This is a genomic window from Cohnella rhizoplanae, assembly GCF_948329515.1.
In the GTDB taxonomy this organism is placed as follows: domain Bacteria; phylum Bacillota; class Bacilli; order Paenibacillales; family Paenibacillaceae; genus Cohnella; species Cohnella rhizoplanae.
In genome coordinates this window covers 83,559-108,485 of the sequence record NZ_CAOJCN010000019.1, presented here as the reverse complement: position 1 = coordinate 108,485, position 24,927 = coordinate 83,559, and the positions used below count along the sequence as shown (strand labels likewise).

At 59.1% G+C, this 24,927-nt stretch carries 27 protein-coding genes, 1 rRNA gene and 1 riboswitch; of the genes, 26 read left to right on the top strand and 2 right to left on the bottom strand.

What is annotated here, in order from left to right:
- Positions 1–98: ribosomal RNA gene (gene rrf, locus PQG80_RS22435) — 5S ribosomal RNA — on the top strand; the annotation flags it as partial.
- A gap of 442 nt (positions 99–540) precedes the next feature.
- Here the strand turns inward: rrf and PQG80_RS22430 are convergent.
- Entirely contained in the window at positions 541–1,068 is a 528-nt protein-coding gene (locus PQG80_RS22430) for a transposase (RefSeq protein ID WP_271753879.1), read from the bottom strand.
- A 111-nt stretch (positions 1,069–1,179) separates the two neighbouring features.
- Here PQG80_RS22430 and PQG80_RS22425 point away from each other — a divergent pair, with 111 nt between their 5' ends.
- The 11 genes from PQG80_RS22425 (at position 1,180) to rsmI (ending at position 10,617) form a co-directional block, all read left to right on the top strand.
- Positions 1,180–1,410 (top strand): sigma factor G inhibitor Gin, encoded by a 231-nt coding sequence (locus PQG80_RS22425; protein WP_334219840.1) that lies wholly within the window; start codon positions 1,180–1,182, stop codon positions 1,408–1,410.
- A 133-nt stretch (positions 1,411–1,543) separates the two neighbouring features.
- The gene (locus PQG80_RS22420) at positions 1,544–3,043 is read left to right on the top strand and encodes an aminotransferase class I/II-fold pyridoxal phosphate-dependent enzyme (protein ID WP_271753877.1); all 1,500 of its coding nucleotides are present in this window, start codon (positions 1,544–1,546) and stop codon (positions 3,041–3,043) included.
- 4 nt (positions 3,044–3,047) lie between these two features.
- Positions 3,048–4,643, top strand: a complete 1,596-nt coding sequence (gene wsfD / locus PQG80_RS22415) for a glycan biosynthesis hexose transferase WsfD (RefSeq protein WP_271753876.1) — start codon at positions 3,048–3,050, stop codon at positions 4,641–4,643.
- A gap of 46 nt (positions 4,644–4,689) precedes the next feature.
- Complete coding sequence (gene tmk / locus PQG80_RS22410) at positions 4,690–5,328, top strand: dTMP kinase (RefSeq protein WP_271753875.1); 639 nt, start codon at positions 4,690–4,692, stop codon at positions 5,326–5,328.
- A gap of 142 nt (positions 5,329–5,470) precedes the next feature.
- Positions 5,471–5,800 carry a cyclic di-AMP receptor DarA gene (gene darA, locus PQG80_RS22405; RefSeq protein ID WP_067781248.1) on the top strand — a complete coding sequence of 110 codons (330 nt, stop codon included), beginning with the start codon at positions 5,471–5,473 and terminating at the stop codon, positions 5,798–5,800.
- 24 nt (positions 5,801–5,824) lie between these two features.
- Positions 5,825–6,268 carry a YaaR family protein gene (locus tag PQG80_RS22400; RefSeq protein WP_271753874.1) on the top strand — a complete coding sequence of 148 codons (444 nt, stop codon included), beginning with the start codon at positions 5,825–5,827 and terminating at the stop codon, positions 6,266–6,268.
- Positions 6,269–6,324: 56 nt separating this feature from the next.
- Positions 6,325–7,308: a DNA polymerase III subunit delta' gene (holB, locus tag PQG80_RS22395; protein WP_271753873.1), complete on the top strand. Its 984-nt coding sequence runs from the start codon at positions 6,325–6,327 to the stop codon at positions 7,306–7,308.
- A 41-nt stretch (positions 7,309–7,349) separates the two neighbouring features.
- The gene (locus PQG80_RS22390; RefSeq protein ID WP_271753872.1) at positions 7,350–8,150 is read left to right on the top strand and encodes a PSP1 domain-containing protein; all 801 of its coding nucleotides are present in this window, start codon (positions 7,350–7,352) and stop codon (positions 8,148–8,150) included.
- A 56-nt stretch (positions 8,151–8,206) separates the two neighbouring features.
- Entirely contained in the window at positions 8,207–8,590 is a 384-nt protein-coding gene (locus tag PQG80_RS22385; protein WP_432432796.1) for an initiation-control protein YabA, read from the top strand.
- Between the two features lie 212 nt (positions 8,591–8,802).
- On the top strand, positions 8,803–9,597 hold the full coding sequence (locus tag PQG80_RS22380) for a tRNA1(Val) (adenine(37)-N6)-methyltransferase (RefSeq protein ID WP_271753884.1): 795 nt from the start codon (positions 8,803–8,805) through the stop codon (positions 9,595–9,597).
- A gap of 3 nt (positions 9,598–9,600) precedes the next feature.
- Positions 9,601–10,617, top strand: coding sequence for a 16S rRNA (cytidine(1402)-2'-O)-methyltransferase (gene rsmI, locus PQG80_RS22375; RefSeq protein ID WP_271753870.1), 1,017 nt, complete (start codon positions 9,601–9,603; stop codon positions 10,615–10,617).
- 91 nt (positions 10,618–10,708) lie between these two features.
- Here rsmI and PQG80_RS22370 read toward each other — a convergent pair whose 3' ends face one another.
- Positions 10,709–10,957, bottom strand: a complete 249-nt coding sequence (locus PQG80_RS22370) for an AbrB/MazE/SpoVT family DNA-binding domain-containing protein (protein ID WP_067781230.1) — start codon at positions 10,955–10,957, stop codon at positions 10,709–10,711.
- Between the two features lie 319 nt (positions 10,958–11,276).
- On the opposite strand from PQG80_RS22370, the gene PQG80_RS22365 reads away from it, so the two are divergent.
- The 14 genes from PQG80_RS22365 (at position 11,277) to PQG80_RS22300 (ending at position 24,851) form a co-directional block, all read left to right on the top strand.
- Complete coding sequence (locus PQG80_RS22365; protein ID WP_271753869.1) at positions 11,277–12,569, top strand: HD domain-containing protein; 1,293 nt, start codon at positions 11,277–11,279, stop codon at positions 12,567–12,569.
- Between the two features lie 95 nt (positions 12,570–12,664).
- Positions 12,665–13,462: a TatD family hydrolase gene (locus PQG80_RS22360; RefSeq protein WP_271753868.1), complete on the top strand. Its 798-nt coding sequence runs from the start codon at positions 12,665–12,667 to the stop codon at positions 13,460–13,462.
- Between the two features lie 154 nt (positions 13,463–13,616).
- A riboswitch (cyclic di-AMP (ydaO/yuaA leader) is annotated at positions 13,617–13,829 on the top strand.
- A 421-nt stretch (positions 13,830–14,250) separates the two neighbouring features.
- Positions 14,251–15,294 carry a resuscitation-promoting factor gene (locus tag PQG80_RS22355; protein ID WP_271753867.1) on the top strand — a complete coding sequence of 348 codons (1,044 nt, stop codon included), beginning with the start codon at positions 14,251–14,253 and terminating at the stop codon, positions 15,292–15,294.
- A 205-nt stretch (positions 15,295–15,499) separates the two neighbouring features.
- On the top strand, positions 15,500–16,126 hold the full coding sequence (gene rnmV / locus PQG80_RS22350) for a ribonuclease M5 (RefSeq protein WP_271753866.1): 627 nt from the start codon (positions 15,500–15,502) through the stop codon (positions 16,124–16,126).
- Complete coding sequence (gene rsmA / locus PQG80_RS22345; RefSeq protein ID WP_432432795.1) at positions 16,123–17,055, top strand: 16S rRNA (adenine(1518)-N(6)/adenine(1519)-N(6))-dimethyltransferase RsmA; 933 nt, start codon at positions 16,123–16,125, stop codon at positions 17,053–17,055. The genes rnmV and rsmA overlap by 4 nt, the downstream gene beginning before the upstream one ends.
- A 103-nt stretch (positions 17,056–17,158) precedes the next feature.
- The gene (gene yabG / locus PQG80_RS22340; protein ID WP_271753865.1) at positions 17,159–18,043 is read left to right on the top strand and encodes a sporulation peptidase YabG; all 885 of its coding nucleotides are present in this window, start codon (positions 17,159–17,161) and stop codon (positions 18,041–18,043) included.
- Between the two features lie 152 nt (positions 18,044–18,195).
- Positions 18,196–18,471 carry a biofilm formation stimulator Veg gene (gene veg / locus PQG80_RS22335; RefSeq protein ID WP_271753864.1) on the top strand — a complete coding sequence of 92 codons (276 nt, stop codon included), beginning with the start codon at positions 18,196–18,198 and terminating at the stop codon, positions 18,469–18,471.
- Between the two features lie 142 nt (positions 18,472–18,613).
- Positions 18,614–18,799, top strand: coding sequence for a small, acid-soluble spore protein, alpha/beta type (locus PQG80_RS22330; protein WP_271753863.1), 186 nt, complete (start codon positions 18,614–18,616; stop codon positions 18,797–18,799).
- Between the two features lie 209 nt (positions 18,800–19,008).
- Positions 19,009–19,866 (top strand): 4-(cytidine 5'-diphospho)-2-C-methyl-D-erythritol kinase, encoded by an 858-nt coding sequence (ispE, locus tag PQG80_RS22325; protein ID WP_271753861.1) that lies wholly within the window; start codon positions 19,009–19,011, stop codon positions 19,864–19,866.
- 125 nt (positions 19,867–19,991) lie between these two features.
- Positions 19,992–20,819 carry a pur operon repressor gene (gene purR, locus PQG80_RS22320; RefSeq protein WP_271753860.1) on the top strand — a complete coding sequence of 276 codons (828 nt, stop codon included), beginning with the start codon at positions 19,992–19,994 and terminating at the stop codon, positions 20,817–20,819.
- A gap of 313 nt (positions 20,820–21,132) precedes the next feature.
- Complete coding sequence (spoVG, locus tag PQG80_RS22315; RefSeq protein ID WP_271753859.1) at positions 21,133–21,423, top strand: septation regulator SpoVG; 291 nt, start codon at positions 21,133–21,135, stop codon at positions 21,421–21,423.
- A gap of 158 nt (positions 21,424–21,581) precedes the next feature.
- Positions 21,582–23,000: a bifunctional UDP-N-acetylglucosamine diphosphorylase/glucosamine-1-phosphate N-acetyltransferase GlmU gene (gene glmU, locus PQG80_RS22310; protein WP_271753858.1), complete on the top strand. Its 1,419-nt coding sequence runs from the start codon at positions 21,582–21,584 to the stop codon at positions 22,998–23,000.
- 100 nt (positions 23,001–23,100) lie between these two features.
- Positions 23,101–24,057 carry a ribose-phosphate diphosphokinase gene (locus PQG80_RS22305; RefSeq protein ID WP_271753856.1) on the top strand — a complete coding sequence of 319 codons (957 nt, stop codon included), beginning with the start codon at positions 23,101–23,103 and terminating at the stop codon, positions 24,055–24,057.
- A gap of 146 nt (positions 24,058–24,203) precedes the next feature.
- Positions 24,204–24,851 (top strand): 50S ribosomal protein L25, encoded by a 648-nt coding sequence (locus tag PQG80_RS22300; RefSeq protein WP_271753854.1) that lies wholly within the window; start codon positions 24,204–24,206, stop codon positions 24,849–24,851.
- The last annotated feature ends 76 nt before the right edge of the window (positions 24,852–24,927 follow it).

The window sequence follows — 24,927 nt, the reverse complement described above, 5'->3', positions numbered from 1 at the left end:
GGGTCCCACGCGTACCCATCTCGAACACGACCGTTAAGCCCTCCAGCGCCAATGGTACTCGGACCGCAGGGTCCCGGGAGAGTAGGACGCCGCCAGGCCAACAAGCAGCGCAAGAGAACCACCTTCTTCGGAGGGTGGTTCTTTTTATTGTGTGCGGAAAGATGGATAAGGTTTGGGAATGGTATGCATGTTGCGAGTCAGTCGATTGGCTATGATGATACGGTCGATGAGGGCCGCAAAGCGTGCTGAGTCGTGAGTAACGTGTAAGGTCACGGACACAGGAGCCGCTATTTGGGTCAAGACCGGCTATTATGCCAAGTTTGTGGACCGGAGAGACGCTATTGATCGCGCAGAGGGCGAATATGACCTTGAATTCCGCCAATAGCGGATCGTGGATCCTCAAATAGGCTGATTGAGGCGATCCAGGCAGTCATAGGGTCTCGTATGTCCGCGTAGAGGGTTACCTAGAAGGCAATCGACGACGAAAACGGGTCGCCATTCAAACGAGGTTAAATAAAAGGCGGGTCGGTAAGCATTAGCTTAGATATGATAATAGGAAACTTCGGTATCGGACAGGCGAATGACGCCGTTTCCTTTTTCCTTGCGCATGCGCAAGAGGAGCGTCAGACGGGGCGAGAGGAGCCAGAAGTGCCAATAAACCAATGAAATGAGGAGAGCCGGGTGAGCCCAGGGGTAGAGAAGAGCCGAAGCACAGCAGCCGACTAATAACAAATGGAAATGCAGGCGGCGGAACAGGCTCAGGCTTGTGTCCATGACCGGCAGCGGACCGATCCATGGCCAGTCGATGCGGAAGCTCCAGCGCTTGCCGGCGGCGGCATCTACGCGACGCAGCGTGATCCGAATGACGACAGCGTGAATGAGGATCATGACGAGCAGACCGACAGCCATGCACTCGAGTCCTTTCCACGCGTAGAAGCCTGTTACGAAGCCGGCGCCTAGAAGCGCGGTGGTCATATAGCTATATTTAGTCTCAGGCCGCATCGGTATTTTGCGTATCAGCTTATAGTGATAGACAGTCGCCTCGCGCGCAGGCTCGGGCATTTTCATAGGAAATCTCCTTGTACGACGCCTTGGTATCTGTAGTTACTATCGGCGCGAATGTCGTTTATTATTAAGATAGGCTGAGGCGTGCTAGCAAGAGGTATATTTTCATAGAGTATGAGGCATACTGGTGGTATTAAGCCATTCAAAGGCGGGAATGCCATGAGCGTCGAAGAAAATAGAGTCTGCATCGTATGCGGAGAGCGCGATCGGGAAGGCATTCGGATTATGAGTTCATTCATCTGTCATCCGTGCGAGTCCGAAATGGTGAATACGCCTGTCGAGGATCAACGTTATCCGTATTTTGTTCAGCAATTGAAGCAATTGTGGGTCCATACGGAAGGTTGAAGACCGAGTGCGAATATAATCTGGTATGTCTCAAGGAAGCGGCGGAGAAGATGCGGCGCTTTTTTGAGCTGTTTTTCGTTTCTGTTATAATGGGGTTTATGTAAAATTTTATAAGTCGGAACGAGGAATGGCGATGAATAGGGCGGACATCCAATCGGCGCCTCTATACGAAATGCTCATGAAGCATGCAAGCAAGGAATCTGTATCCTTCCATGTACCGGGACATAAGCAAAGAACGATGTATATGGGAAACGAAGAGTCGTCGTTAGGAGCTGGCTGCTGGTTGAATATAGACGTTACGGAGCTGTCGGATACGGATGACCTCCACGACCCCACGGGCGCTATCGCGGAGGCGCAGGAACTGGCCGCACAGTGCTTTGGCGCAGAGGAGACGCGGTTTCTAGTGGGCGGCAGTACAGCCGGCAATCTGGCGATGATTCTGGGTATATGCGAGCCAGGTGAGATTCTGCTCGTGCAGCGCAACGTGCATAAGTCGATCATTCACGGTCTGGCGCTTGCAGGGGCAAGGTGCGTGTTTCTCGCGCCGGAGGCGGACGAGCGTTCGGGGATCCCCGTCGCACCCAGCGTCGAAACGGTAACGCATGCATTGGAACGATATCCGACTGCGCGAGCGCTGATCTTATGCAGCCCTAACTATTATGGGATGACCGCCGACCTTCCTCGCTTAGTGGATGCCGCACACGCGAGGAAAGTACCGGTGCTGGTCGACGAAGCGCATGGCGCGCACTTCGGATTGCATCCGGACATTCCCGGCAGCGCGCTGCAGGCGGGTGCGGATGTCGTGGTGCAGTCAACGCACAAGATGTTGGCCTCGCTCACGATGAGTGCCATGCTGCACATACAGGGTGAGTTGGCACCCAGGCCGGAGATCCGGCAGGCGCTGCGTATGGTACAGAGCTCAAGCCCGTCCTATCCGCTGCTGGCTTCTCTGGATCTGGCGCGAAGGGAAGTTCAGACACAAGGCCCGGCACTGTTCGAACAGGCGCTTAGCGCTGCCCATCTTATCCGCGAAGCGTTGACCGACTTGCCTTTAGCAGCGTTGAATGTACAAGATCCGCTCAAGCTGTCGATCAGAGAAGCGACCGGCAGAATGACAGGGTTCGAGCTCCAAGCCAAGCTGGAAGAGAGAGGTTGTCTTGCTGAGATGGCGGACATTAATTATACGGTTCTGGCGCTTGGATCAGGTACCCGTATAGCGGATGCAGCTGTCTGCATCGATGCATTGAGCGATATAGCACGGGAATTGAAAGAGGCCATCGACATAAAAGCGGCAGATGCATCGAGCCCGAACAGAGACCAGACAAATGCAACTCTGCGGGAACCATCTGCTAAGCGTAGTCCTGTCGGCTCTACGCGATTATCCGATCCGGTCGTGATCCGGCGCCGCACCTCATCCACGACAGCGATTCCCCTCCGGGAGGCGGCGGGCCATATTTGCGGGGAGTGGATCATACCTTATCCGCCGGGTATTCCTCTGTTATATCCGGGAGAGCCGGTATCGGCGGTCGTCGTAGAGGAGCTGAGGCGGCTTGCCGCTGCCGGAGCAAGGTTCCAGGGAGCGACGGACGAGACCTTGTCCACCATTCAAGTTCTGACGAGAGGGGATGATTAGGTATATGATTGGCAAACGAATGCTGAATGCCAAGGATCCACGCGTCATCACGGCATGGCTTGCGATATTCGCAGCGGCGGCCATTCTCATCTATCTGCTGTTCGTACCGCCTGTCATCGGCGTGGCGGACAATGGCGACTTCAACCGCGTAATGGGCGCCGCGGGCATCGCTTATGCGGACCCGCATGAATCCTATGCCAGTCGTTACTTCGGTTATGCCCATCAACTCTACCACTATGGCGGCTTCACGTCCGGCGGGTACGTATCCACCCATGTGCTGCTCGTAGCGCTAGCCGGCGGCCTGGGCAGGCTGCTCGATCCGCAGACGTTCGATATCCGCGTACTGGGCTTCTGCTACGCAGCCTTGTTGCTCTGCGCCATCTGGCTACTCATACGGCATGCGCCGACGGCTCGGGGCAGACAAGCGAATACGATCGCCACTGCCGTCCTGGCGCTGATCGTCATCGGCATATTTTGCGATGTCGGCTATACGGCGTATTTCCAATCGTTCTTCGGAGAGCCGTATGCGCTGGTCGCCACGCTGCTCGCGCTGGGCGCGTCGCTGGCGATCGCATCGCGGTCGACTCGGGATACGGAATCCGGAGCGCGAGGTCCAGGTTCGCTGCCTATCGCCCGTCTGCCTTCGGCATGGATGCTTGGGCTGTTCGTCGCCGCGGGCGTCGCCTTGGCCACTTCAAAGATTCAGAACGCGCCCATCGGGTTCCTGCTGGCCATTCTGGCTTGGCGCATGGCTGCGCTGCGCCCCGATCTCGGCTGGCGGAGGCGCGCGAGGATAGGAGCAGGCGTCCTGGCTCTCTCGGCCATTCTCATGATGGCGCTGGCGCCGGATCAGCTTAGGCATATCAATCTGTATCAGTCGATTTTCTTCGGCGTGCTCAAGGATACGCCGGACCTGAAGCGGGATATGCGCGAACTGGACATCCCGGATAAGTACGCGGCATTGGCAGGCACGAACTATTTTCAAAAGGACACGATCGTCCCTCAGAACGATCCGACGCTGCGCCAAGAAGTGCTGGATCGGCTCTCGCACCGCGACATTGCTTTGTATTATGCGAGACATCCGGACCGGTTCGTGAGCAAGCTGAAGAAGGCGGCGGAGAACGGAACTTCCGTCAGGCCCTATTACCTGGGAAATTATACCGAGAAGGCCGGCCGCGAGCGCAGCGAGCTCTCCTATGCCTTCAGCGCATGGAGCGAATGGAAGCATCGGCATATGCCGAACTCGCTGGCATGGTTCGCGGCTTGTTATTCGGTCTACTATGCCTTCCTCGCAGCATGGTGGCGCCGGAGCGCCGGCAGGCCCGGTACCAGGCTGATTGCGGAGACGTTCGCCGTCATAGGCGCCGCGGGCTTGCTGGCCGTCACGGTCTCGCTCATGGGGGACGGGGAAGCGGATATCGGCAAGCATCTCTTCATGTTTAACGTCTGCTTCGATATTATGTTCGCCAGCGCGCTCGCCGCAGCCGTATACGGATTGATTCGGTTCGTAGGCGCGGCGCTCGCGAGGAGCGGGAGCCGCCGGCAGGAAACGATTATCGTGCGACAGACCGAGCTTTCGGGCTATAATAGAGAGAAGTAAACGCTATGGCGTTTACCGTATCATATAGAATCGGGGCATTCGCAGGATGAAGAGAGGCCATTTCATAACGATAGAAGGCAACGAAGGCGCGGGAAAATCGACCATCGCGGTGATGATCCTCGATTACCTGCGCACGAAGGGCCTGGAGGTCGTAGCTACGCGCGAGCCGGGCGGCATCGCCATCGCGGAGCAGATCCGCGCGATCGTGCTGGACAACGGCAATACGGCCATGGACGGCCGCACGGAGGCGCTGCTGTACGCAGCGGCGCGCAGGCAGCATTACGTCGAGAAGATTGTACCTACCCTCGAACAGGGTAAGACCATCTTATGCGACCGCTTTATCGACAGCAGTCTTGCCTACCAGGGATATGCCCGGGGCCTGGGCATCGACGAGGTGATGTCGATCAACGCGTTCGCGACCGACGGGGGACTGCCCGATCTGACGATCTATCTGGACGTCGACCCCGAGGTCGGCATCGAGCGGATTCATGCGCATGGCGATCGGGAGATCAATCGGCTCGATTTGGAGTCCATGTCCTTTCACCATCGCGTGCGCGAAGGTTACTTGCAGGCCTTGGCGCGATTCCCTGGCCGTATCCGGCGCGTGGACGCCAACCCGGGGGTCGAAGATGTATTCGTGGAGGTTCGTGCGGTGCTGGAACGCTATTTCAGCGAACGCGAATAGAATAATAACCCGAGAGGCGGCACGCGAGGCGTCCGGGGTCGGAGAGCGCTTGCAAATGTGCGCCTCGGGGCAGGATTTGACGCTGCGGCGTCTAATTTTATAAAGAGAAGATCATATTATATTGAATTGGGAGGAATGATGGATGAAGCTGGTCATCGCCGTAGCACAGGATAAGGATAGCAACAGGCTCTCCAACGCGCTCATCAAGGAAGGATTCCGCGCGACGAAGCTCGCCAGTACCGGAGGATTTCTAAAGGCCGGCAATACGACGTTCCTGATCGGGATCGAGGACGAGCGGGTGCAGCAGGTACTCGACGTCATCCGTGCCAATTGCAAGGTTCGCGATCAACTGGTTACGCCTGTCTCCCCCGTCAGCGGCGCAGCCGATTCTTATATTCCATTTCCGGTCGAGGTGCAGGTGGGCGGCGCGGCCGTCTTCGTGGTCCCGGTCGAACGGTTCGAACACTTCTAACTATCAGGCGGGATGTGAAGCGGGATGAAGATCCAGCCGGGTTATTTTCCCCCGAACAACAAGATTCAACGCGCGGATACGAACGCCCGTCCCCGCGAGATGCAGAACTTCGGCGATCTGATGCAGCAGAACGACGAGGGACGCACCCAGGAGGAATTGCAGCGCAAGCTGGAGGACATTCGCCTGCAGGGCGATCGTCTCATGCGCTCCATGACCGTACGCGAGCTTAAGCTGTATCGGACGATGGTCAAGGGGTTCCTCGAAGATACCCTGAAGCGGGGGATTGCCCTGAAGGAAACGAAGGGCTGGGACCGCCGCGGGCGCGGCAAGCGATATAAAATATTGGAAGAGGTCGACTCGATGCTCGTGGCTATGGGCGAAGAACTGCTCGGCAGCGAGGAAGGGCGGCTGGAGCTCCTGCAAAAAGTCGGCGAGATCCGCGGACTTCTGATCAACATGGTATTTTAACGACGAACAAGTCGCGCATATAAAATGAGTTCATCAACGAGAGAAGGTTGGGCTTCATGGCAATCGCATCGGTACCGGGTCAGGAACGGGCCAAGCGGCTGCTGCAAGGCATGCTGCGGAGCGGCAAGGTCGCGCATGCGTACCTGTTCGCGGGGCCGCAGGGGACCGGCAGGAGCGCGATGGCGCGGGCCTTCGCCATGACGCTGCTGTGCGAGCGCGGAGGCGACGACGCCTGCGGAGAATGCCTGACGTGCCGCAAGGTCGAGCATGGCAACCACCCGGATCTGCACCGGATCGTCCCGGACGGCCAGTCCGTGAAGATCGACCAGATCCGAGAGCTGCAGCGGGAGCTGTCGTATAGAAGTTCAGGCTCGCAGCGCAAGATCTACGTGATCGAGGCGGCCGAAACGATGACGGTCCAGGCGTCGAACAGCCTGCTCAAGTTCCTGGAGGAGCCGCCGTCGCCGGTCGTCGCGATCCTGATCGCGCCGAGCGAGCAGGCGATGCTGCCGACGATCGTATCGCGGACGCAGCTCGTGCCGTTCACGCCCGGGGATCCGAAGGCGATGGAGGCGCAGCTGGTCCGCGAGGGCACGCCGTCCTTGATCGCCAAGTCGGTCGTCCATCTGTCCGCGGGGTTCGATGCCGCGCGGGCGCTGGCCGCCGAGAATTGGTTTGCAGAAATCCGAAACGTAGTGATACAATTAGGCAGGGAGATGCCGTCCCGGTTCCCTGGCGTGCTGCTAACCGCGCAGCAACAGGTGTTTAAGACGGATCTCGCCGAGCATACCGACATTTTGCTGCAACTGTTTGCTTTATGGTATAGAGATATGATTTACGTCATGACCGGCCGCGAGGAGAGGCTTGTCTTTCCCGATCAAGCGGAATGGCTCTCCAAGCAGGCCTGGACCCGAAGCGTCCACGAGTGGACCCGGTCCATGGAAGCGGCGCTGTCTGCCGTCCGCCGCATTAAGGCGAACGTGCAGCCTCAGCTCGCTTTCGAGCAATTTCTAGTGACGTCCGCGCAGACGGCGGGATAACCGCATCGGAGCGCCTGCGGCGGCGTACGGGAGGGGTAGTATTGTACGAGGTTGTCGGCGTCCGCTTCAAGAAGGCGGGCAAGGTCTATTATTTTGACCCGGCCGAACATCCGGTAGCCAAGGACCAGCATGTCATCGTCGAGACGGCGCGCGGCGTCGAATACGGCACGGTCGTTATTGGACCGAAGACCGTCGGCGAAGCCGATGTCGTCCTCCCGCTCAAGAGGGTTATACGCGTCGCGGCGGATAGCGATGCGCATGCAGTCGAGGAAAACCGGAACGCGGCGAAAAACGCTTTTGCCATCGGATTGCAGAAAATCAAGGACCATCAGCTTCGCATGAAGCTGGTGGACGTCGAATACACGTTTGACCGCAACAAAATTATTTTTTACTTCACGGCAGAGGGACGCGTAGACTTCCGCGAGCTGGTGAAGGATCTGGCCGGCGTATTCCGTACCCGGATCGAGCTCCGTCAGATCGGGGTGCGTGACGAAGCCAAGATGCTGGGCGGCATCGGCCCTTGCGGGCGCGTCCTCTGCTGCTCATCTTGGCTGGGGGACTTCGAGCCCGTATCGATCAAGATGGCGAAGGATCAGAACCTCTCGCTGAACCCGACCAAGATCTCCGGGTTGTGCGGGCGGCTCATGTGCTGCCTCAAGTTCGAGCACGACAACTACGAGAGCGCCAAGGAAGAGATGCCGGCCGTCGGCAAGGTCGTCGTCACCTCGTTCGGAGACGGCAAGGTCGTCGGTCTTAACGCGGGCAGCCGCAGCGTCCATGTGCAGCTGTTCGAGGTCGGCAAGGTCAAGGAGCTTCCTTTCGAAGAAGTCGTCGTTAAGTAATACCAGCAGCACCGATTGTCATCCGACACAACCTCGCTTTAAGGTGGAGCTTGCCCATGAAGGATATATACTTAGGCGTGGATGAACTTGAAGCGAAGCTAGGCGGTCTCCATACCGAGTTCGGCTCGCTTAAACTCAAGATCAAGGAACTGCTCGAGGAGAACCAGCGCCTGCGCATCGAGAACCAGCAGCTGCGCAAGATCTTCAAGCGCGAGACGATTGAACTCACGGCCGATCCTGCGACCGAATTATCGGAGGAACCGGCCGATGCCGGTCACCAGGAGCATGCCGAGGCCGCAGCAGGCACTTCCCTCGGCGAAGGCTACGACAATCTGGCCCGCTTGTACCACGAGGGTTTTCACATCTGCAACGTGTATTACGGGCATCTGCGCATGGAAGGCGACTGCCTGTTCTGCCTCTCGTTTCTCAGCAAGCCTTGAATTCGAACAGCCGACTCTCCAATCCGGGGGAGCCGGCTTTTTTTTAGGACATGCAGCGCCGGTGCGCCGGCGGCCGACGCTGGCATTGCTTCTCCAAATCAAGTAAGCTAAGAGACGTGATAAAGGGACAAGAAATGCGGTACGAAATGACGCATATATAATAGAAGAAAAAATTCGGGACGGTGCGTTGGGCCTTGAATGAAAACGATAACATGGCGTTCGAAAAGCCGTCTCTGCTCGAGGGCGAGCGGCTCGACGATCTGCTGACGCACGAATATAAAATCATACAGAGCAGGGAGGTATTCAGCTTCTCGCTGGATGCCGTGCTGCTCGCCAGATTTGCGGGCATACCGAAGAAAGGCCGGATCTTGGACCTGTGCACGGGCAACGGCGTGATCCCGCTGCTCATGGCCACGCGGACCGACGCGCATATCGAAGGCGTAGAGCTGCAGCCGCGGCTCGCGGACATGGCGAGGCGCAGCGTTGTATATAACGGACTGGCATCGCGGATCGCCATCCGCGAAGCGGATTTGAAGACGCTGCCTGCGCTGATTGGCAGCGAGGCTTTTGACGCGGTGACGGTAAACCCGCCGTACAAGCCCGTCGGATCCGGCGAGCATAAGGGCAACATCCATCAAGCGCTCGCCCGTCACGAGATCGGGTGCACGCTGGAGGACGTCGTGTCGGCGGCGGCGCGTAGCGTAAGGGAAGGCGGGCGCGTCTCGATGGTCCATCGCCCGTCTCGCCTGGCGGAGATTCTGGACGCCATGCAGCGGCATCGGCTGGAGCCGAAGCGGATGCGCTTCGTTCACTCCCGTGCGGACGCGGAGGCGAACATGGTCCTAATCGAAGCCAGCTTGGGAGGCCGCCCGGAGCTAAGGCTGCTGCCCCCGCTGATCGTATACGAAGGAGCGGGTCGTACCTATACGGCCGAGCTGCTGGACGTATTCTACGGACGCAAGAAGGAATTGAATGACACCGGGCCTAGCGATAAGATGGAGGGTTGAGCGATGAAAGGGAAACGCGGAAGGAACGAACAGACGCCGAAGCGAGCGGACGAGCAGTCGGGGCGCGCACAAGCGCTGGAGGAGCAAGAATACGCCGATAGCCGGCAGGTCCAAGTTCAAAAAAGCTTCGGCGCGCGCGGACCGGACGGACCGGGCACGCTCTATCTGGTCGCTACGCCGATCGGCAACCTGGAGGACATGACCTTCCGTGCCGTACGCATGCTGAAGGAGGCAGACCTCATCGCCGCCGAGGATACCCGGCAGACTCGCAAGCTGCTCACGCACTTCGAGATATCGACCCGTCTGGTCAGCTATCACGAGCATAACAAAAGAGCGAGCGGGCCGGAGCTCGTGCGCCTTCTGAAGGAAGGCAGCACGATCGCGCTCGTGAGCGACGCCGGCATGCCCGCCATATCGGACCCGGGCGCCGATCTCGCGGCCGAGGCCGCCGCGCAGGGCGTCTCGGTCGTGCCGATTCCCGGCGCGAACGCAGCACTCTCCTCGCTGATCGTATCCGGGCTGCCGACGGACCGGTTCCTCTTCGCGGGCTTCCCGCCGCGCGACCGCAAAGGGCTGGATGCCTTCCTGACCCGCCTGGACCGGGAGGAGGCGACGATCCTGCTCTATGAGTCTCCGCATCGGCTCAAAAAGACGATCGAGGCCATCGCCGAACGCTGGGCCGGGCGCCGCATGGCGGTAGTGCGGGAGCTGACCAAGAAGCACGAGGAGATCGTGCGCGGAACTGCGGAGGCATGCCTTCAATATATAGAGGGCCATCCCCCGCTCGGGGAATGCTGCCTAGTCATCGAAGGCGCCGGCGAATCGGCTTCGTCGCCGAACTCCCTCGCCGAAGCATGGTGGTCCGGGCTCACGACGGCGCAGCATGTAGCGAGGTACGAGGCGGAGAGCGGAGAGGACCGCAAAGAAGCGATGCGACTCGCGGCCCGAGACCTCGGCGTATCGCGAAGGGAAGTATACCAGATGCTTCTTGATCAAGAAAAAGACCCCTCCGCGGACTAAGTCCGGGAGGGGTTGCAAGGAGATATAAAAAGGTTAGAAATAACGGCGTTGGTAAGTGCTTCTTCCATTATAAACGAAATTCTTTAATTTGTCACACCGTTGCAGGCAAATCCTTCAAGCATTCTCTGCAAACGATTTTTCCCTTAAAGTAAATCACGTTGTCCGCGTTGCCGCAGAAGATGCAAGCCGGTTCGTATTTCTTCAGCATGATGCGCTCGCCGTCCACGTAGATTTCCAGCGCATCCTTCTCTCCGATGCCCAGCGTTCTGCGCAGCTCGATCGGAATGACCACGCGGCCAAGCTCATCCACTTTCCGTACAATGCCCGTCGACTTCAACATTTGGAAATCCTCCCTCATTCGCGTAAAATAAGATTAAACGATATGTCGGAGAACATCCGCATATTCGCCATCATTCGACAAAATTCTTTCTTTTCCGTACTCTATCGTACCAACGATTCCCAAATAAGTCAACCAGAAATAGCGGCTTCTTTAGCTGAAATTTAGCTGAATATCCGCTATCTGCCACAAGATAGCGCTAATTCGCCCATATATAAGGTATAAAACGGGTTTTCAGACTACATTTAACGCGTGACACTTTTCGACAAATTTCTATAGCGTCTGTCGAATGAGGAAACCTAAACCTGCGAGGTGATCGTTAATGCATCGTCTGCGAGAGGAAAAAGTATTCAAGGACCCCGTTCACCAGTCCATCTACGTACAGGAAGCGACCATCTGGAAACTCATCAATACCGCCGAGTTCCAGCGATTGAGGCGCATACGCCAGTTGGGGACTTCGTACCTGACCTTCCATGGGGCAGAGCACAGCCGATTCTCCCATTCTCTGGGCGTATACGATATCACGCGAAGAATTATCAGTCAATTTGAGCGTAACGGATATCAGGACTGGCCGCAAGAGGAGAAGATGGTCAGTTTATGCGCTTCTTTGCTGCATGATGTCGGACACGGTCCGTTTTCTCACGCCATCGAACAAGTGTTCGATACCGATCATGAAGAATGGTCATGCGCCATCATATTGGGAGATACTGAGATCAATCGGGTATTAAAGGAAGTAAGCGGGGACTTCCCGGAGAAGGTCGCCGCCGTCATCTGCAAGACGTACGACAAGCCGATCGTCGTGAGCCTGGTATCGAGCCAGATGGATGCCGACCGGATGGACTACCTGCTCAGGGACGCGTACTTCACGGGCGTAAATTACGGTACCTTCGATCTCGATCGGATCTTGCGCGTGCTGCGTCCGTATCGTGGACGGATCGTGGTGAAGGAGAGCGGGATGCATGCCGTGGAGGACTATCTGATGTCGAGATATCAGATGTATTGGCAGATCTACTTCCACCCCGTGACGCGCAGTTCGGATATCGTACTGAGGCAGATCTTCATGAGGGCGCGCGAATTGTACCGCGAAGGCCATGCGTTCAAGTTCCTGCTGCCGCCGCTTGCGCAGTTGTTGAACGGCACGATCGAACTGCGGGATTATCTGGCGCTGGACGAAGCCATGGTACAGACCGCATTCGGCCAGTGGGAGGCCGAAGAGGACGAGATATTGGCAGACTTATGTAAAAGATTCTTAAACCGCCGCTTGTACAAGTATGTACCCCTCGACGTTCCGCACGAAACACTGGGCGCCGAGCTGCGCGAGCAATGGGAATCGATCGGTCTGCACCCGGACTACCACCTGCAGATGGACACGCCGTCGAATCTGCCGTACGACGTGTACAAGCCGGGCTCGCCCGATCCGGAACCGAAGGAAAAGACCCCCGTCCTCGTATTGGACGATAAAGAAAGATTGACGGAGATCTCCCTGAAGAGCGACATCGTCCGGTCGATCGCGGGTCTCCATACCGGGAAGTATTATATCTATTATCCGGAGGATCTGATTCTCCCGCACAAGGACCGGCTGAAGCCGGAAGTTCGAGAATTGCTGAACCTGTAGCTGATAATCTGCTAGAAATAGACCGTCGCGCGCCGTTGCATGACAAGCCGAAAGAGCCTTGCAATGAATACAGCACAAAGGAGACTTGCCGCCACATGCTTTTCGATACGCACGCCCACCTGGATTCACCGAAGTTCGATCACGACCGAGACGAAGTCATCGCGCGCGCCCGGGAAGCGGGCGTGGGTACGATCGTGAATATCGGCTTCAACCGCGAGACGATTCCGACGACGATCGCCTTGGCCGAGAAGCACGAGTTCATCTATGCCGCAGTGGGATGGCATCCCACCGATGCCGTCGATATGCGGCCGGAGGAGGATCTGGCCTGGATCGAATCGTTGTGCGGTCATCCGAAGGTCGTCGCGATCGGCGAGATCGGACTCGACTATTATTGGGATACCTCGCCCAAGGACATCCAGCACACGGTATTCAGAGAACAGATCCGGCTGGCGAAGCGGATCGGCAAGCCGATCGTCATCCACAATCGGGATGCCCACGAGGATGTCGTCCGTATCCTTCGCGAAGAAGGAGCGTCGGACATCGGCGGCATCATGCATTGTTATTCGGGGAGCTGGGAGACGGCCAAACAGTGCCTGGACATGAACTTTTATATTTCCTTCGGCGGGCCTGTCACCTTCAAAAACGCGCGCGTCCCCAAGGAGGTGCTGGCGCGTGTCCCTCTCGACCGCCTGCTCATCGAAACAGATGCTCCATACCTTACCCCCCACCCCTATCGCGGCAAGCGCAACGAGTCCTCTTATATACGATTCGTAGCCGATTCAGCAGCGGAAATTACAGGCCTAACTAGGGAAAAATTAGAAGAAATTACGGATCGAAATGCACGCGTCTGTTTCCGACTCGAAGAAAAAGCGGCAACAAACGTAGAAAAATAAATATTTTCTAAGAAAAAACTAGCTTTTGCTTCCGAAATCCCAAAAATACGGCTGATTTTTGCCTTAAAACGCTGATATTCGCTCTTTGCACGTTCTTTACACCTTCGGGGCGGGCGGGTTATTATCTAATCCAGAAGTCCGAATATGACATTCCTTTTCCAGTGCGCTTAATCTCCCGAATCGGGAGAGCGGGGGACCCGACGCGATCGAGATCGGCACATGCCGATGTCCGAGCGCCCGAGCAATCTAGGGGTGAATAGCGAACGCGAGGCGCCGTCCGGCTGACGGAAGGCTGACCGGTCGCTTAGGGCAGACTCTCGACGCCCGAACCCGACAGCTAACCTCGCAAGCGTAGTAGAGAGAGGTAACCTCGTGCTGCCCCATCGTCCCTCGTCCAGTTGAGCGGAAGCCACGACCAGGCCCTCTGTCGCAGGCTTTTTTTGTGCCCGAATTCACCTATTCGGTGCAGATCGCCGGCGCGGACCGCTCCTCGGAAGCCACCACGGGATGACCGGCAGGCGCATGACGTGCCTCCATAGCTGGGCAAGGCGGCGCGAATTCGCTGGTGTGCAAGCCGCTCCACACTATGCTTCCAGCGCCGTTATCACAAATGGATAGTCGCGTCAGACGAATATCATGTAAAACAGTCGACGGCGAGGCTATGAAGGAGGAACGAGAAAATGGGTGCAATTCCCCTCCAAGGGACCCATGATCCACGACCGACCGGCAAGCTTACCGCAGCGCGATGGTTGCATGAGCATTTGCGTTTGATTCTCTTGAGCGCAATCTTGTCCTTTGCTCTTACCATCTGTCTCATCATGCTGCTGCACGGCGCGTCCGCCAAGAGCGTGACCGTCGTGGACGGCGGGAAATCTACCGTCATCCAAACCCGCACTTCCGATGTCTCCGCCTTGCTTAAGGAGATAGGCATCACGGTCGGTCCGAACGATCGGTTGTCGGCATCGCTCGCCTCCTCCGTGGAGGACGGCACGCGAGTCGTCATCGATCGCGCCATGAGCGTACAGCTCGTAGCGGACGGGAAGAAAGAGATTAAATATACGACGGTCAAAACGGTGGGCGACCTGTTGAGCGCAGAGGGTATCTCGCTCTCCGCCCAGGATAGAGTGACGCCGGCCGTAGAGACCAAGATCGATGAAGGCTTGCAAGTGAAGATCGTCCGCGTCAAGCGGGAGGTCGTGACGACCGAGCATCCGCTGGCCTACAAGGTCATCAAGACGGCGGACAAAAGCTTGCAAGTCGGCAAGACCAAGGTAGTCCAGACAGGCAAAGAAGGCTTGCTGGTCAAAAAGTTCGAGCGCGTCTATGAAGACGGCAAGCTCGTCGATGAGCAGCTGGTCTATAAATCGCTCGAACAGCCGATCGTGCAGCAAGTCTTGGCCGTCGGCGCCAAGAAAAAAGCGGCGGTCGTCTCGCTCGCCTATAACGCCGAGTCGGACGGCGTGAAGACGCTGCAGCTGAACGGCGTGTCCGTGAAGGTGAAGCGCGTCTTGTCCGGCGTCACGCTGACCGCCTATTCGGCGGGTCCGGCATCGACCGGCAAGGATGTCGGCGACGCAGGCTACGGGATTACCGCTTCCGGCGCCCGGGTAAAGGAAGGCCGCACGATCGCGGTCGATCCGGATGTCGTGCCGCTGGGCTGGTGGGTCTACATCGAGGGCGTCGGCTTGCGCCGCGCGGAAGATACGGGCAGCGCGATCAAGGGCAAGAAGATCGACGTGTACTACGACAGCGAGAAGTACGCGAACAAGTTCGGCAGGAAACGCGGCAACACCGTGTACGTCATCGGACCGGTCAAACCGTCAGCCGCTTAAATCGAACTTATTATGTTTTTACCCGCAATTATCGGTTTTGTGTCTATTTGATGTCGGAGCGGCCATATTTTTTTGGCGGCGGCCTGGTCGGGCTGCCGTCTTCGGGGAAGGGGCATATGCCTCTTCCCCTTTGTCATTCGCGGGATGTGGGCTATAATAAGGCACAGAGCGATCGAACGGGACGAACGGAGTGAAAGGCATCGGCATGATGAAAATAGCGGAGATCATCGTCGTGGAGGGCAAGGAGGATACGGTCGCCGTCCGGCGCGCGGTCGACGCGGATACGATCGAGACGGGCGGATCCGCGATCGACGAAGCGGTGCTGCGGCGCATCGAGCTCGCGCGCGAGCGGCGGGGCGTCATCGTCTTCACGGATCCCGACGTGCCCGGCGAGAAGATCCGCAAGATCATCGAGGCGCGCGTGCCGGGATGCGGGCACGCGTTCCTCGCGAAGGCCGACGCGCGCGGCAAGGACGGCATCGGCGTCGAGCACGCGCGTCCGGAGGCGATCCGCGAGGCGCTCGCGCGCGTGCGGAAGTCGGCGCACGCCCGCGGCACGGTCGATCCGGCGGCAGATGGCGCAGCTGCCGCAGAAGAAGCGGCGGCCCGGGCGGGATCGGACGAGCCCGAGATCGCCTGGCCGGATCTGATCGACGCGGGGCTGATCGTGCATCCGGCCGCCGCGAGCCGCAGGGAGCGCATGGGCGAGCTGCTCGGCATCGGCTATGCCAACGGCAAGCAGTTCTACAAGCGGCTCGGCATGTTCCGCATCACGAGGGCTGAGTTCGCCGAGGCGCTCAAGCAGTTGACTAGAGAGGGAGTAGGCGAATGACGAAGCAGGCAGCGGGCGGTCACGCCGGCGGCGCCAGAGGCACGGCCGGAGGCGCCATGGACATCGCGACGCCGACGCGGACCAAGGATATCATCCGCAAGCATGGATTTACCTTCAAGAAAAGCCTCGGTCAGAATTTTCTGATCGACAAAAATATATTGGATAAGATCGTGGATGCCGCCGCGCTCGACAAGGAAAAGGGCGCGCTCGAGATCGGACCGGGCATCGGCGCGCTGACGGAGCGGCTCGCGCAGGAAGCGGGCAAGGTCGCGGCGGTGGAGATCGACAACCGGCTGATCCCGATTCTGGAGGAGGTTCTCTCCCCCTATCCCCACGTATCCGTCGTGCACGGAGACGTGCTCAAGACCGACTTGGCGAAGCTGTGGGAGGAGCGGTTCGCGGGCTGCAGCGAGGTGAGCGTCGTCGCCAACCTGCCGTACTACGTGACGACGCCGATCGTCATGACGCTGCTGGAGCAGAAGCTGCCGCTCGACCGGATTGTCGTCATGGTGCAGAAGGAAGTGGCCGAGCGCATGGCCGCGAAGCCGGGCGGCAAGGACTACGGCACGCTCAGCATTGCCGTCCAATATTACTGCGTGCCCGATATCGTCTGCGTCGTACCGTCCGGCGCGTTCATTCCGGCGCCTAACGTCGATTCCGCCGTCATCCGGCTCACCCGCCGCGCCGCGCCTCCCGTCGAGGTGCGCGACGAGGAGCGGTTTTTCCGCGTCGTGCACGCCGCGTTCGTCCAGCGACGCAAGACGCTGCACAACAATCTCGCGGCGTTCATCGGCAAAGAGCGCAAGAGCGAGCTCGCCGGCTTGCTCGAGGGCTGCGGCGTGAAGCCGGAACGCCGCGGCGAGACGTTGTCTCTGCAGGAATTCGCGACGCTCTCGGACGCGTTGGCGGAAGCCGGCCTCATCGAATAATGAACGAAGGGTCCCTGCCATCCGGCGGGGACCCTTATCGCGCGATAGGCCGTGCACCATCGGGCGCGTCTCTCCATACGATAGACGAAGAGGTGATTCGCCTATGAAGCTAGGGGACTTGGTCGTCCGCAAATCGTACGGCGGCGATGTATTGTTCCGGGTCGCGGCTCTGCTGCAGAACACGGCGGTGCTGCGGGGAACGGACTATCGGCTGCTCGCGGACGCGCCTGTCGGAGACCTTGCGCAGGTACGCAATCCGGACGAGCTGCGCGGCCCCCGGACGGCTCGCGTGCAGGCCAGCGAATCGGTGAGACGGATGCAGGAAGAGCGCGCCCAGATCAAGGACGGCACCGATGACGAGGCTCAATCCGGGCAGGGCAAGCCATACTTCGAGATGCCGGGCAAGGTGCTCCATCTCGACGGCGACGTCAATTATTTGAAAAAGAGCATGGCCGTATACAGGCAGCTGCGCATGCCCGCGGAGGGCGTCCATTGCCACGAGTCGCAGATGGCGGCGGCGGTTGCCGACCTGCTCCCCAAGGTGCGGCCCGACATTGTCGTCATTACCGGCCACGACGGCGTCTTTAAGAACCGCAGCAACTACGACCTGCTGACCAGCTACAAAAACACGGGCAACTTCCTCCAGGCCGTGAAGAACGCACGCAGCTTCGACCGGAACAAGGATTCGCTGATCGTCGTGGCCGGCGCCTGCCAATCGCACTTCGAGGCGCTGATGTCCGCCGGCGCGAACTTTGCCAGCTCGCCGGCGCGCATCATGATCCACGCGCTCGATCCGGTCTACGTGGCCGTCCGCGCTGCCTTCACGCCATTCAGGGAGACGATCGACCTGCCGGACGTTATATCGCATACGATTAGCGGCATGCGGGGCGTGGGCGGCGTGGAGACGATGGGCAAATACCGCATCGGAATCCCGAATATTAAGCCGACGAATATCGTACCGACGCTTGCGGCCGCGGAATTTGGCTGAATTTTATTTCCTTAGACTCATTTTACGGAAAAATAAAATGATATTGGTAAAACATTATTGACAATATTTCTTGTCCACTGCTATAATATTTGACCGATTGACACCTCCCCTGTTTTTAGGTATAATTTACAGGGAAAGAGGTGGTAGTGGACATGTCCAAGAACACGCTTCTGGATATCAAACGAAGCTTGGAGCCGCATATCGGGTCCAAGATTATGCTCCGCGCCAACGGTGGCCGCCGTAAAACCATCGAACGCACGGGAGTTCTCGAAGAAATTTACCCGTCGGTGTTCATCGTCAAGCTCGACCAGGAGCAGAATGCCTTCAAGCGTGTCTCGTACAGCTATGCCGACATTCTGACCGAGTCCGTCGAAGTCATGCTGTGCAATGAACAAGGGCAGGTCCGCATCGACTATTTGCAACACTGAGTTTTCAGAAATCGCCATAGGCAGTCGCGCCGATCCGGCACGGCTGCCTGTTTTGCATTTTGGAGAAGGCTTGGGGGTACCCTATGGACGGACGCCTGCGCGGCAATCGGCAGCGTCATGTCATCATACGGGAGGAATCCACATGAGCCGCAGGCGCAGAGGCAGGACGATGACCGAATCGCTGAGGACGGAGCTCGCCAAGGACTTGGGCTTCTACGGTAAAGTCGCGAGCGAAGGCTGGGGCGCCATCACCACCAAGGACGCGGGCAATATGGTGAAGCGCGCGATCCAGCTGGCCGAGCAGTCGCTGGCGCGCAAGCAGGACTGACGATAGAACTGCTTGCGGGCACGGACGGCTTCCGGTCCTACAGGCGAGCATCGCCGACTTTGAAGTCGCCGGGGTGCAATCCCCGGCTTTTACATATAAAGTTGCACCCAACCCCTGCCAAATCGCAATTCCGGCAGGGGTTTGTTATAATATGTTAAGGTTTGGAACGATAGGAATCAGGCGAAGCAGAAGGTCTGGCAGGTGGGCATATGACGAAAATATACGAAAAGGCGCCGGCGAAAATCAATCTGGTGCTCGATGTGATGCGCAAGCGGGAAGACGGTTATCACGAGGTTGAAATGGTCATGACGATGGTCGATCTGGCCGACCGTCTGTCGTTCGAGGAACTGCAGCGCGATCAGATCGTGCTGGCCAGCCAAGCCGGGTTTATTCCGCTTGACGAGAAAAATCTGGCCTTTCAGGCGGCCAAGCTGCTGAAGCAGCGATATGGCGTCAAGAAAGGCGTATATATTTACCTGGACAAGCAGATCCCGGTCGCAGCGGGACTGGCGGGCGGCAGCAGCGACGCCGCCGCCGCGCTGCGCGGGCTGAACCGGCTCTGGGACCTGGGGCTCGGCGTGTCCGAGCTGGAGGTGTTGGGGGCCGAGCTGGGGTCGGACGTTCCCTTCTGCGTGAGAGGAGGCACGGCGCTCGCGACGGGGCGCGGCGAGCGGCTCGAGAGTCTGCAGAGCCCGCCGCAATGCTGGGTCGTCCTGGCCAAGCCGCCGATTAACGTCTCGACCGCAGACGTGTACGGCCGGTTCCGCGTCCATGAGGTAGGGACGCATCCGTCCGTGCCGGATATGCTGGAGGCGCTGCGCGAGGGCTCCTTCGAGCGGATGTGCGGTTCGCTGGGCAACGTACTCGAGAAAGTCACCTTGGCGCACTACCCGGAGGTTCGGCAGATCAAGGAAGTGATGACGCGGCTCGGCGCGGACGGCGTACTGATGTCGGGCAGCGGTCCGACCGTCTTCGGCCTCGTGTCCAAGGAATCCAAGCTGGCGCGGATCTACAACGGGCTGCGGGGATTTTGCAAGGAAGTGTACGTGGTGCGAATGCTCACCTAGGGACTCGGCGGACGATCCCAATCCGTGTGAGAAAGGTTGCCATAAGCCCGGCGGCGCCTTGCCCAAAACCGGATAAAAGTGTTATGATAGCGTTATATTATTCGGTTTTGGACGAGGTGGGTCAGTTGAAAAAGTTAAAGCGCAGTGCGCGGCTCGTAGAAATGACGCAATATCTGCTGGATCGGCCCCACACGTTAATATCATTGACAGCATTCGCCGAGCGCTACCAGTCCGCTAAGTCCTCGATCAGCGAGGATCTCGCCATCATCAAGGAAGTGTTCGAGGACGAAGGGATCGGCGAGCTGCATACTCTCGCGGGCGCCGCGGGCGGCGTGCGCTTTATCCCGAAGTGCCGCAAGGAGCAGGCCCTGCGCAAGATCGAGGATGTATGCAGCATGCTGGAGCAGCCGGATCGGCTCCTGCCCGGCGGCTACCTGTATATGACCGACCTGCTAGGTCAGCCCGGCTTGCTGCAGGATCTAGGGCGCATGTTCGCCACCGCGTTCGCGGAGCGGGACATCGACGTCATCATGACGGTCGAGACGAAGGGCATCCCGCTTGCGCATGCTGCCTCCCAGTACCTAAACGTTCCCGTGGTGATCGTCAGGCGGGACCACAAGGTGACGGAGGGCTCCGTGGTGAGCATCAACTACGTCTCCGGCTCCACCAAGCGGATCCAGACGATGTCGCTGGCGCGCCGCGCGCTTAAGGAGCAGTCCCGCGTCCTGATCATCGACGACTTCATGAAAGCGGGCGGCACGATTCAGGGCATGGTGGATCTGCTCAGCGAATTCCGGGCGATCGTGGCCGGCGTCGGCGTGCTGGTCGAGTCGGGCGAGGTGGACAACGAGGAGCGTCTGCTGCATGATTACATCTCTCTGGCGCGACTGACCGAGGTCGATCTCAAGACGCGGCACATCGCGGTCCAGCCGGGCAATTTTTTTCAACCGTGACTTCACGCTGAGAACGGGGGAATCGATTACGCATCCATGAGACCGTCGGCTTCGAACTTTGAGCCCGGCGGTTTTTAACGTCCAGCGCGGTACTCCGTCGCCTTTTCGCCGGTTTGCGACAAGCCGCGGCCACCGCGCGAAAACGGGCTTTTTGTCGAAAAAAAGCCAATGTCCACACACCCTGTCGATATTATCCGGTATTAAAAAAATATTTAAATTAATGGACTAGTTTTACCAGATTTAAGAAGGAATCGGCACGAATTTGTGGAATATTACACCAAGTCTTCTGATGGAGCAAAGGTGGTGAACACAAGTGCAAATTACAGATGTCAGACTCCGCCGCGTTAATTCCGAGGGGCGAATGAAGGCAATCGCATCGATCACGATCGACAACGAGTTCGTCGTTCATGATATTCGCGTGATTGACGGCAACAACGGCATGTTCGTTGCGATGCCGAGCAAGCGTACGCCCGACGGAGAGTTCCGTGATATCGCTCATCCTATCTCTTCGGGTACGCGGGAGAAGATCCAGTCCGCCGTACTCGCCGAGTACGAGCGCGCTGCCGTGGAAGAAGAAGAAGAGGTACTGGTTGAAGGTGCGTAGTACTTGTGTTCGCGCTTAAGCGGGCAATATGCGCCGAGAATAATGGGTTAGTTTCAGCGAGAGCCGGCGACGGCTCTCTTTTCATTTGCCCTGTAATAAGCTATGATCACAAGTGACAAAAGACCGTGCGCGGCGGGAAAGGGAGGCATTCGCCCGATATGACGAGAATGGCTGTGATTCTGGCTGCCGGACAAGGTAAGCGGATGAAATCCAAATTATATAAAGTGCTGCATCCCGTATGCGGCAAACCGATGGTGGGCCACGTGCTCGACGCCGTGAAGGGCATCGGCTGCGAGCGCGCCGTCGTCGTCGTCGGCCACGGCGCGGAAGCCGTGCAGCGGACGCTGGGCGATTCGGTCGAATATGCGCTGCAGCAGCAGCAGCTGGGAACGGGCCACGCAGTGCTGCAGGCCGCGCCGGCGATCGGCGGCGCCGAGGGCGTGACGATCGTCGTCTGCGGCGATACGCCGCTCGTCAGTTCGGAGACGCTGGAGGCGCTGATCGCGCTCCACGACGCGGAGGGCGCCGCCGCGACGATCCTGACCGCCGAGTTGGAGCAGCCGGCGGGCTACGGCCGCATCGTCCGCGGGGAAGACGGCAGCGTGCACCGCATCGTAGAGCAGAAGGACTGCACGCCGGAACAGGCTGCGATCCGCGAGATCAATACCGGCACCTATTGCTTCGACAACCGCAAGCTGTTCGAGGCGCTCTCCGCCGTGACCAACGAGAACGCGCAGGGCGAGTATTACCTGACCGACGTCATCGGCATCCTCCAGGGACGGGGCGAGCGTATCTCTGCGTTCGTCGCGGCGGATCCGGCCGAGTCGATCGGCGTCAACGACCGCATCGCGCTGTCCGAGGCCGAGCGGCTCATGCGCCAGCGCATCGCGCGGCGCCATCAGGCGAACGGCGTGACGATCGTGGATCCGGCTGGCACTTATATTGAAGCGAGCGTGACGATCGGCGCGGACACGGTACTGTATCCGGGCACGGTCCTGCGGGGCGGCACGGCGATCGGCGAAGACTGCGTCATCGGCCCGTCAGCCGATCTGACGGATACGATCGTCGGCGACGGCACGGCGATCCGCCAGACGGTCGCCGAGTCGGCCCGGCTAGGCAGCGGTTGCACGGTCGGCCCGTTCGCCTATCTGCGGCCGGGCACGAAGCTCGCCGATCAAGTTAAGATCGGAGACTTCGTCGAGATTAAGAACGCCGAGATCGGCGCGGGCAGCAAGGTCCCTCACTTGAGCTATGTCGGGGACGCGGTCGTCGGCAAGGGTTCCAATATCGGCTGCGGCACGATTACCGCCAATTACGACGGGTATAATAAATCGAAGACGATTATTGGCGACGACGCCTTCATCGGCAGCAACTCCAACCTGATCGCGCCGGTCACCATCGGCAATGGCGCATATGTGGTCGCCGGCTCTACCGTCACGCACGACGTGGCCGACGGCAGCGTCGCGATCGCGCGCGCCCGCCAGGTGAACAAAGAAGGCTACGCGGATAAGCTGCGCGCGCGGGCCAAGACGAAGAAGGAGTCCGCTGCCAAGCGCCCAGAAGGCCAAGGCGAGTAAACCTGCGGATACGGCAACAGATCCAAATCGAAGGCGGGCCACCGGACAATCCCGCGCCGGCGCGCGGGTCCCGCCACCCCCTACCGAAAGCGAGGCGCTTATGAGCTACCCTGACAATACACTCAAGCTATTTTCTTGCAGCTCGAATCCGCGCCTGACGGAGGCCATCGCCAGGCATATTAGCGTGCCGCTGGGCGACGTGAAGGTCACCCGGTTCAGCGACGGCGAGATTCATATCCGGCTGAACGAGAGCGTGCGCGGCGCGGACGTGTTCGTCGTTCAGTCGACCTCCTGGCCGGTGAACGAGCATCTGATGGAGCTGCTCGTCATGGTCGACGCGCTCAAGCGCGCCTCCGCCAAGACGATCAACGTCGTCATCCCTTATTATGGCTATGGCCGCCAGGATCGGAAGGCGCGGTCGCGCGACCCGATCACCGCGAAGCTCGTGGCGAACCTGATCGAGACGGCGGGGGCGCACCGCGTCATCGCCATGGACCTGCATGCCATGCAGATTCAGGGCTTCTTCGACATCCCGGTCGATCATCTCCTCGGCGTCCCGATCCTGGGCGACTACTTCCAGAGCAAGGGCCTCATCGCGCCCGTCGTCGTCTCCCCAGACCACGGCGGCGTCGTACGGGCCCGCCGGCTGGCGGACGAGCTCCAGGCGCCGCTCGCCATCATCGACAAGCGCCGTCCGGAGCCCAACGTCGTCGAGGTCATGAACATCATCGGCGACGTCTCCGGACGGACCGCGATTCTCATCGACGATATCATCGATACGGCCGGCACGATCTGCCTGGCGGCCCAGGCGCTCAAGGAAGCCGGCGCGCGAGAGATCTACGCGTGCTGTACGCATGCCGTGCTGTCCGGACAAGCCATGGAGCGGCTGGAGGCGTCCCCGATCACCGAGGTGACCGTGACCGACACGATCCCGCTGCGCACGCCGGGCGCGTCCACCAAGATGCGCGTGCTGTCCGTCGCTCCGCTGCTGGGCGAAGCGATCGTGCGCATCCACGAAGAGCAGTCCATCAGCAAGCTGTTCGAGCCGCACGCTTAATAAGCGATATGGGCCGAAACCGTCTTTCGCAGGCGGTTTCGGCCTTTTTGCGTTTCCGGCCGGAACTTCCTTTTGTTTAGCGCTCCTCCCGTACGGGTAAAATAAATGCATGTCTTCAAAACTTGCAACAATCGGGAGGAATCGGTATGACGACGACATTGCGTGCGGAATCACGCCAACGCTCCACCAAAGGCGCGCTCAGGCAGCTGCGGATACAAGGCCGGATACCCGGCGTCGTGTACGGCAAAGGCCTGCAGGAGCCGAGCCCTATCGCGCTCGACAGCAAGGAGGTCGCCAGCCTGATGCGCGGCAATGCGCATGCGGTGCTCCAGCTAGAGGTGCCGGGCAGCGGCAGCCAATCGGTGCTGCTCACGGACGTGCAGCGCGACAAGCTGAGCGGCCAGGTGCTCCATGTCGACTTCCACCAGATTAACCTCAACGAGAAAATCAAAGCGCCGGTCCGCGTCGAAGTCACGGGCACTTCCCAAGGCGAAAAGGAAGGCGGCCTGCTGACCGTCGTGCTCCACGAGATCGAAGTGGAGTGCGTGGCCCGCGACCTGCCGGAGTCCATCGTCGCGGACATCTCGGCCCTCGGGTTCGGCGAGAACCTGACGATCGGTCAGCTCGCATTCCCGCCCGGCGTCAAGCCGCTTCAGGACGAAGAGGCCGTCGTCATCGCCGTGCTCGCGCCGCAGAAGGATGTATCCGCGGAGGAGGCCGACGCCATGTCCGACGCTTCCGCTGAGAACGCGAACCATGCCGAAGCCGCTAAGGCAGCGGAGGTCGACGTCTAGTCGACATCTGACGGTAATGCATCCTCACACACTTATCCACATATGTGAACAAGAAGCGCCAGGCTGTGGATAGCCT

Bases quoted from the DNA above. Each gene is read 5' to 3' on its own strand.
- PQG80_RS22430 (WP_271753879.1), bottom strand. From the start codon at position 1,068: ATGAAAATGCCCGAGCCTGCGCGCGAGGCGACTGTCTATCACTATAAG.
- PQG80_RS22425 (WP_334219840.1), top strand. From the start codon at position 1,180: ATGAGGCATACTGGTGGTATTAAGCCATTCAAAGGCGGGAATGCCATG.
- PQG80_RS22420 (WP_271753877.1), top strand. From the start codon at position 1,544: ATGAATAGGGCGGACATCCAATCGGCGCCTCTATACGAAATGCTCATG.
- wsfD (WP_271753876.1), top strand. From the start codon at position 3,048: ATGATTGGCAAACGAATGCTGAATGCCAAGGATCCACGCGTCATCACG.
- tmk (WP_271753875.1), top strand. From the start codon at position 4,690: ATGAAGAGAGGCCATTTCATAACGATAGAAGGCAACGAAGGCGCGGGA.
- darA (WP_067781248.1), top strand. From the start codon at position 5,471: ATGAAGCTGGTCATCGCCGTAGCACAGGATAAGGATAGCAACAGGCTC.
- PQG80_RS22400 (WP_271753874.1), top strand. From the start codon at position 5,825: ATGAAGATCCAGCCGGGTTATTTTCCCCCGAACAACAAGATTCAACGC.
- holB (WP_271753873.1), top strand. From the start codon at position 6,325: ATGGCAATCGCATCGGTACCGGGTCAGGAACGGGCCAAGCGGCTGCTG.
- PQG80_RS22385 (WP_432432796.1), top strand. From the start codon at position 8,207: ATGAAGGATATATACTTAGGCGTGGATGAACTTGAAGCGAAGCTAGGC.
- PQG80_RS22380 (WP_271753884.1), top strand. From the start codon at position 8,803: ATGGCGTTCGAAAAGCCGTCTCTGCTCGAGGGCGAGCGGCTCGACGAT.
- rsmI (WP_271753870.1), top strand. From the start codon at position 9,601: ATGAAAGGGAAACGCGGAAGGAACGAACAGACGCCGAAGCGAGCGGAC.
- PQG80_RS22370 (WP_067781230.1), bottom strand. From the start codon at position 10,957: ATGTTGAAGTCGACGGGCATTGTACGGAAAGTGGATGAGCTTGGCCGC.
- PQG80_RS22365 (WP_271753869.1), top strand. From the start codon at position 11,277: ATGCATCGTCTGCGAGAGGAAAAAGTATTCAAGGACCCCGTTCACCAG.
- PQG80_RS22360 (WP_271753868.1), top strand. From the start codon at position 12,665: ATGCTTTTCGATACGCACGCCCACCTGGATTCACCGAAGTTCGATCAC.
- rnmV (WP_271753866.1), top strand. From the start codon at position 15,500: ATGATGAAAATAGCGGAGATCATCGTCGTGGAGGGCAAGGAGGATACG.
- rsmA (WP_432432795.1), top strand. From the start codon at position 16,123: ATGACGAAGCAGGCAGCGGGCGGTCACGCCGGCGGCGCCAGAGGCACG.
- yabG (WP_271753865.1), top strand. From the start codon at position 17,159: ATGAAGCTAGGGGACTTGGTCGTCCGCAAATCGTACGGCGGCGATGTA.
- veg (WP_271753864.1), top strand. From the start codon at position 18,196: ATGTCCAAGAACACGCTTCTGGATATCAAACGAAGCTTGGAGCCGCAT.
- PQG80_RS22330 (WP_271753863.1), top strand. From the start codon at position 18,614: ATGAGCCGCAGGCGCAGAGGCAGGACGATGACCGAATCGCTGAGGACG.
- ispE (WP_271753861.1), top strand. From the start codon at position 19,009: ATGACGAAAATATACGAAAAGGCGCCGGCGAAAATCAATCTGGTGCTC.
- glmU (WP_271753858.1), top strand. From the start codon at position 21,582: ATGACGAGAATGGCTGTGATTCTGGCTGCCGGACAAGGTAAGCGGATG.
- PQG80_RS22305 (WP_271753856.1), top strand. From the start codon at position 23,101: ATGAGCTACCCTGACAATACACTCAAGCTATTTTCTTGCAGCTCGAAT.
- PQG80_RS22300 (WP_271753854.1), top strand. From the start codon at position 24,204: ATGACGACGACATTGCGTGCGGAATCACGCCAACGCTCCACCAAAGGC.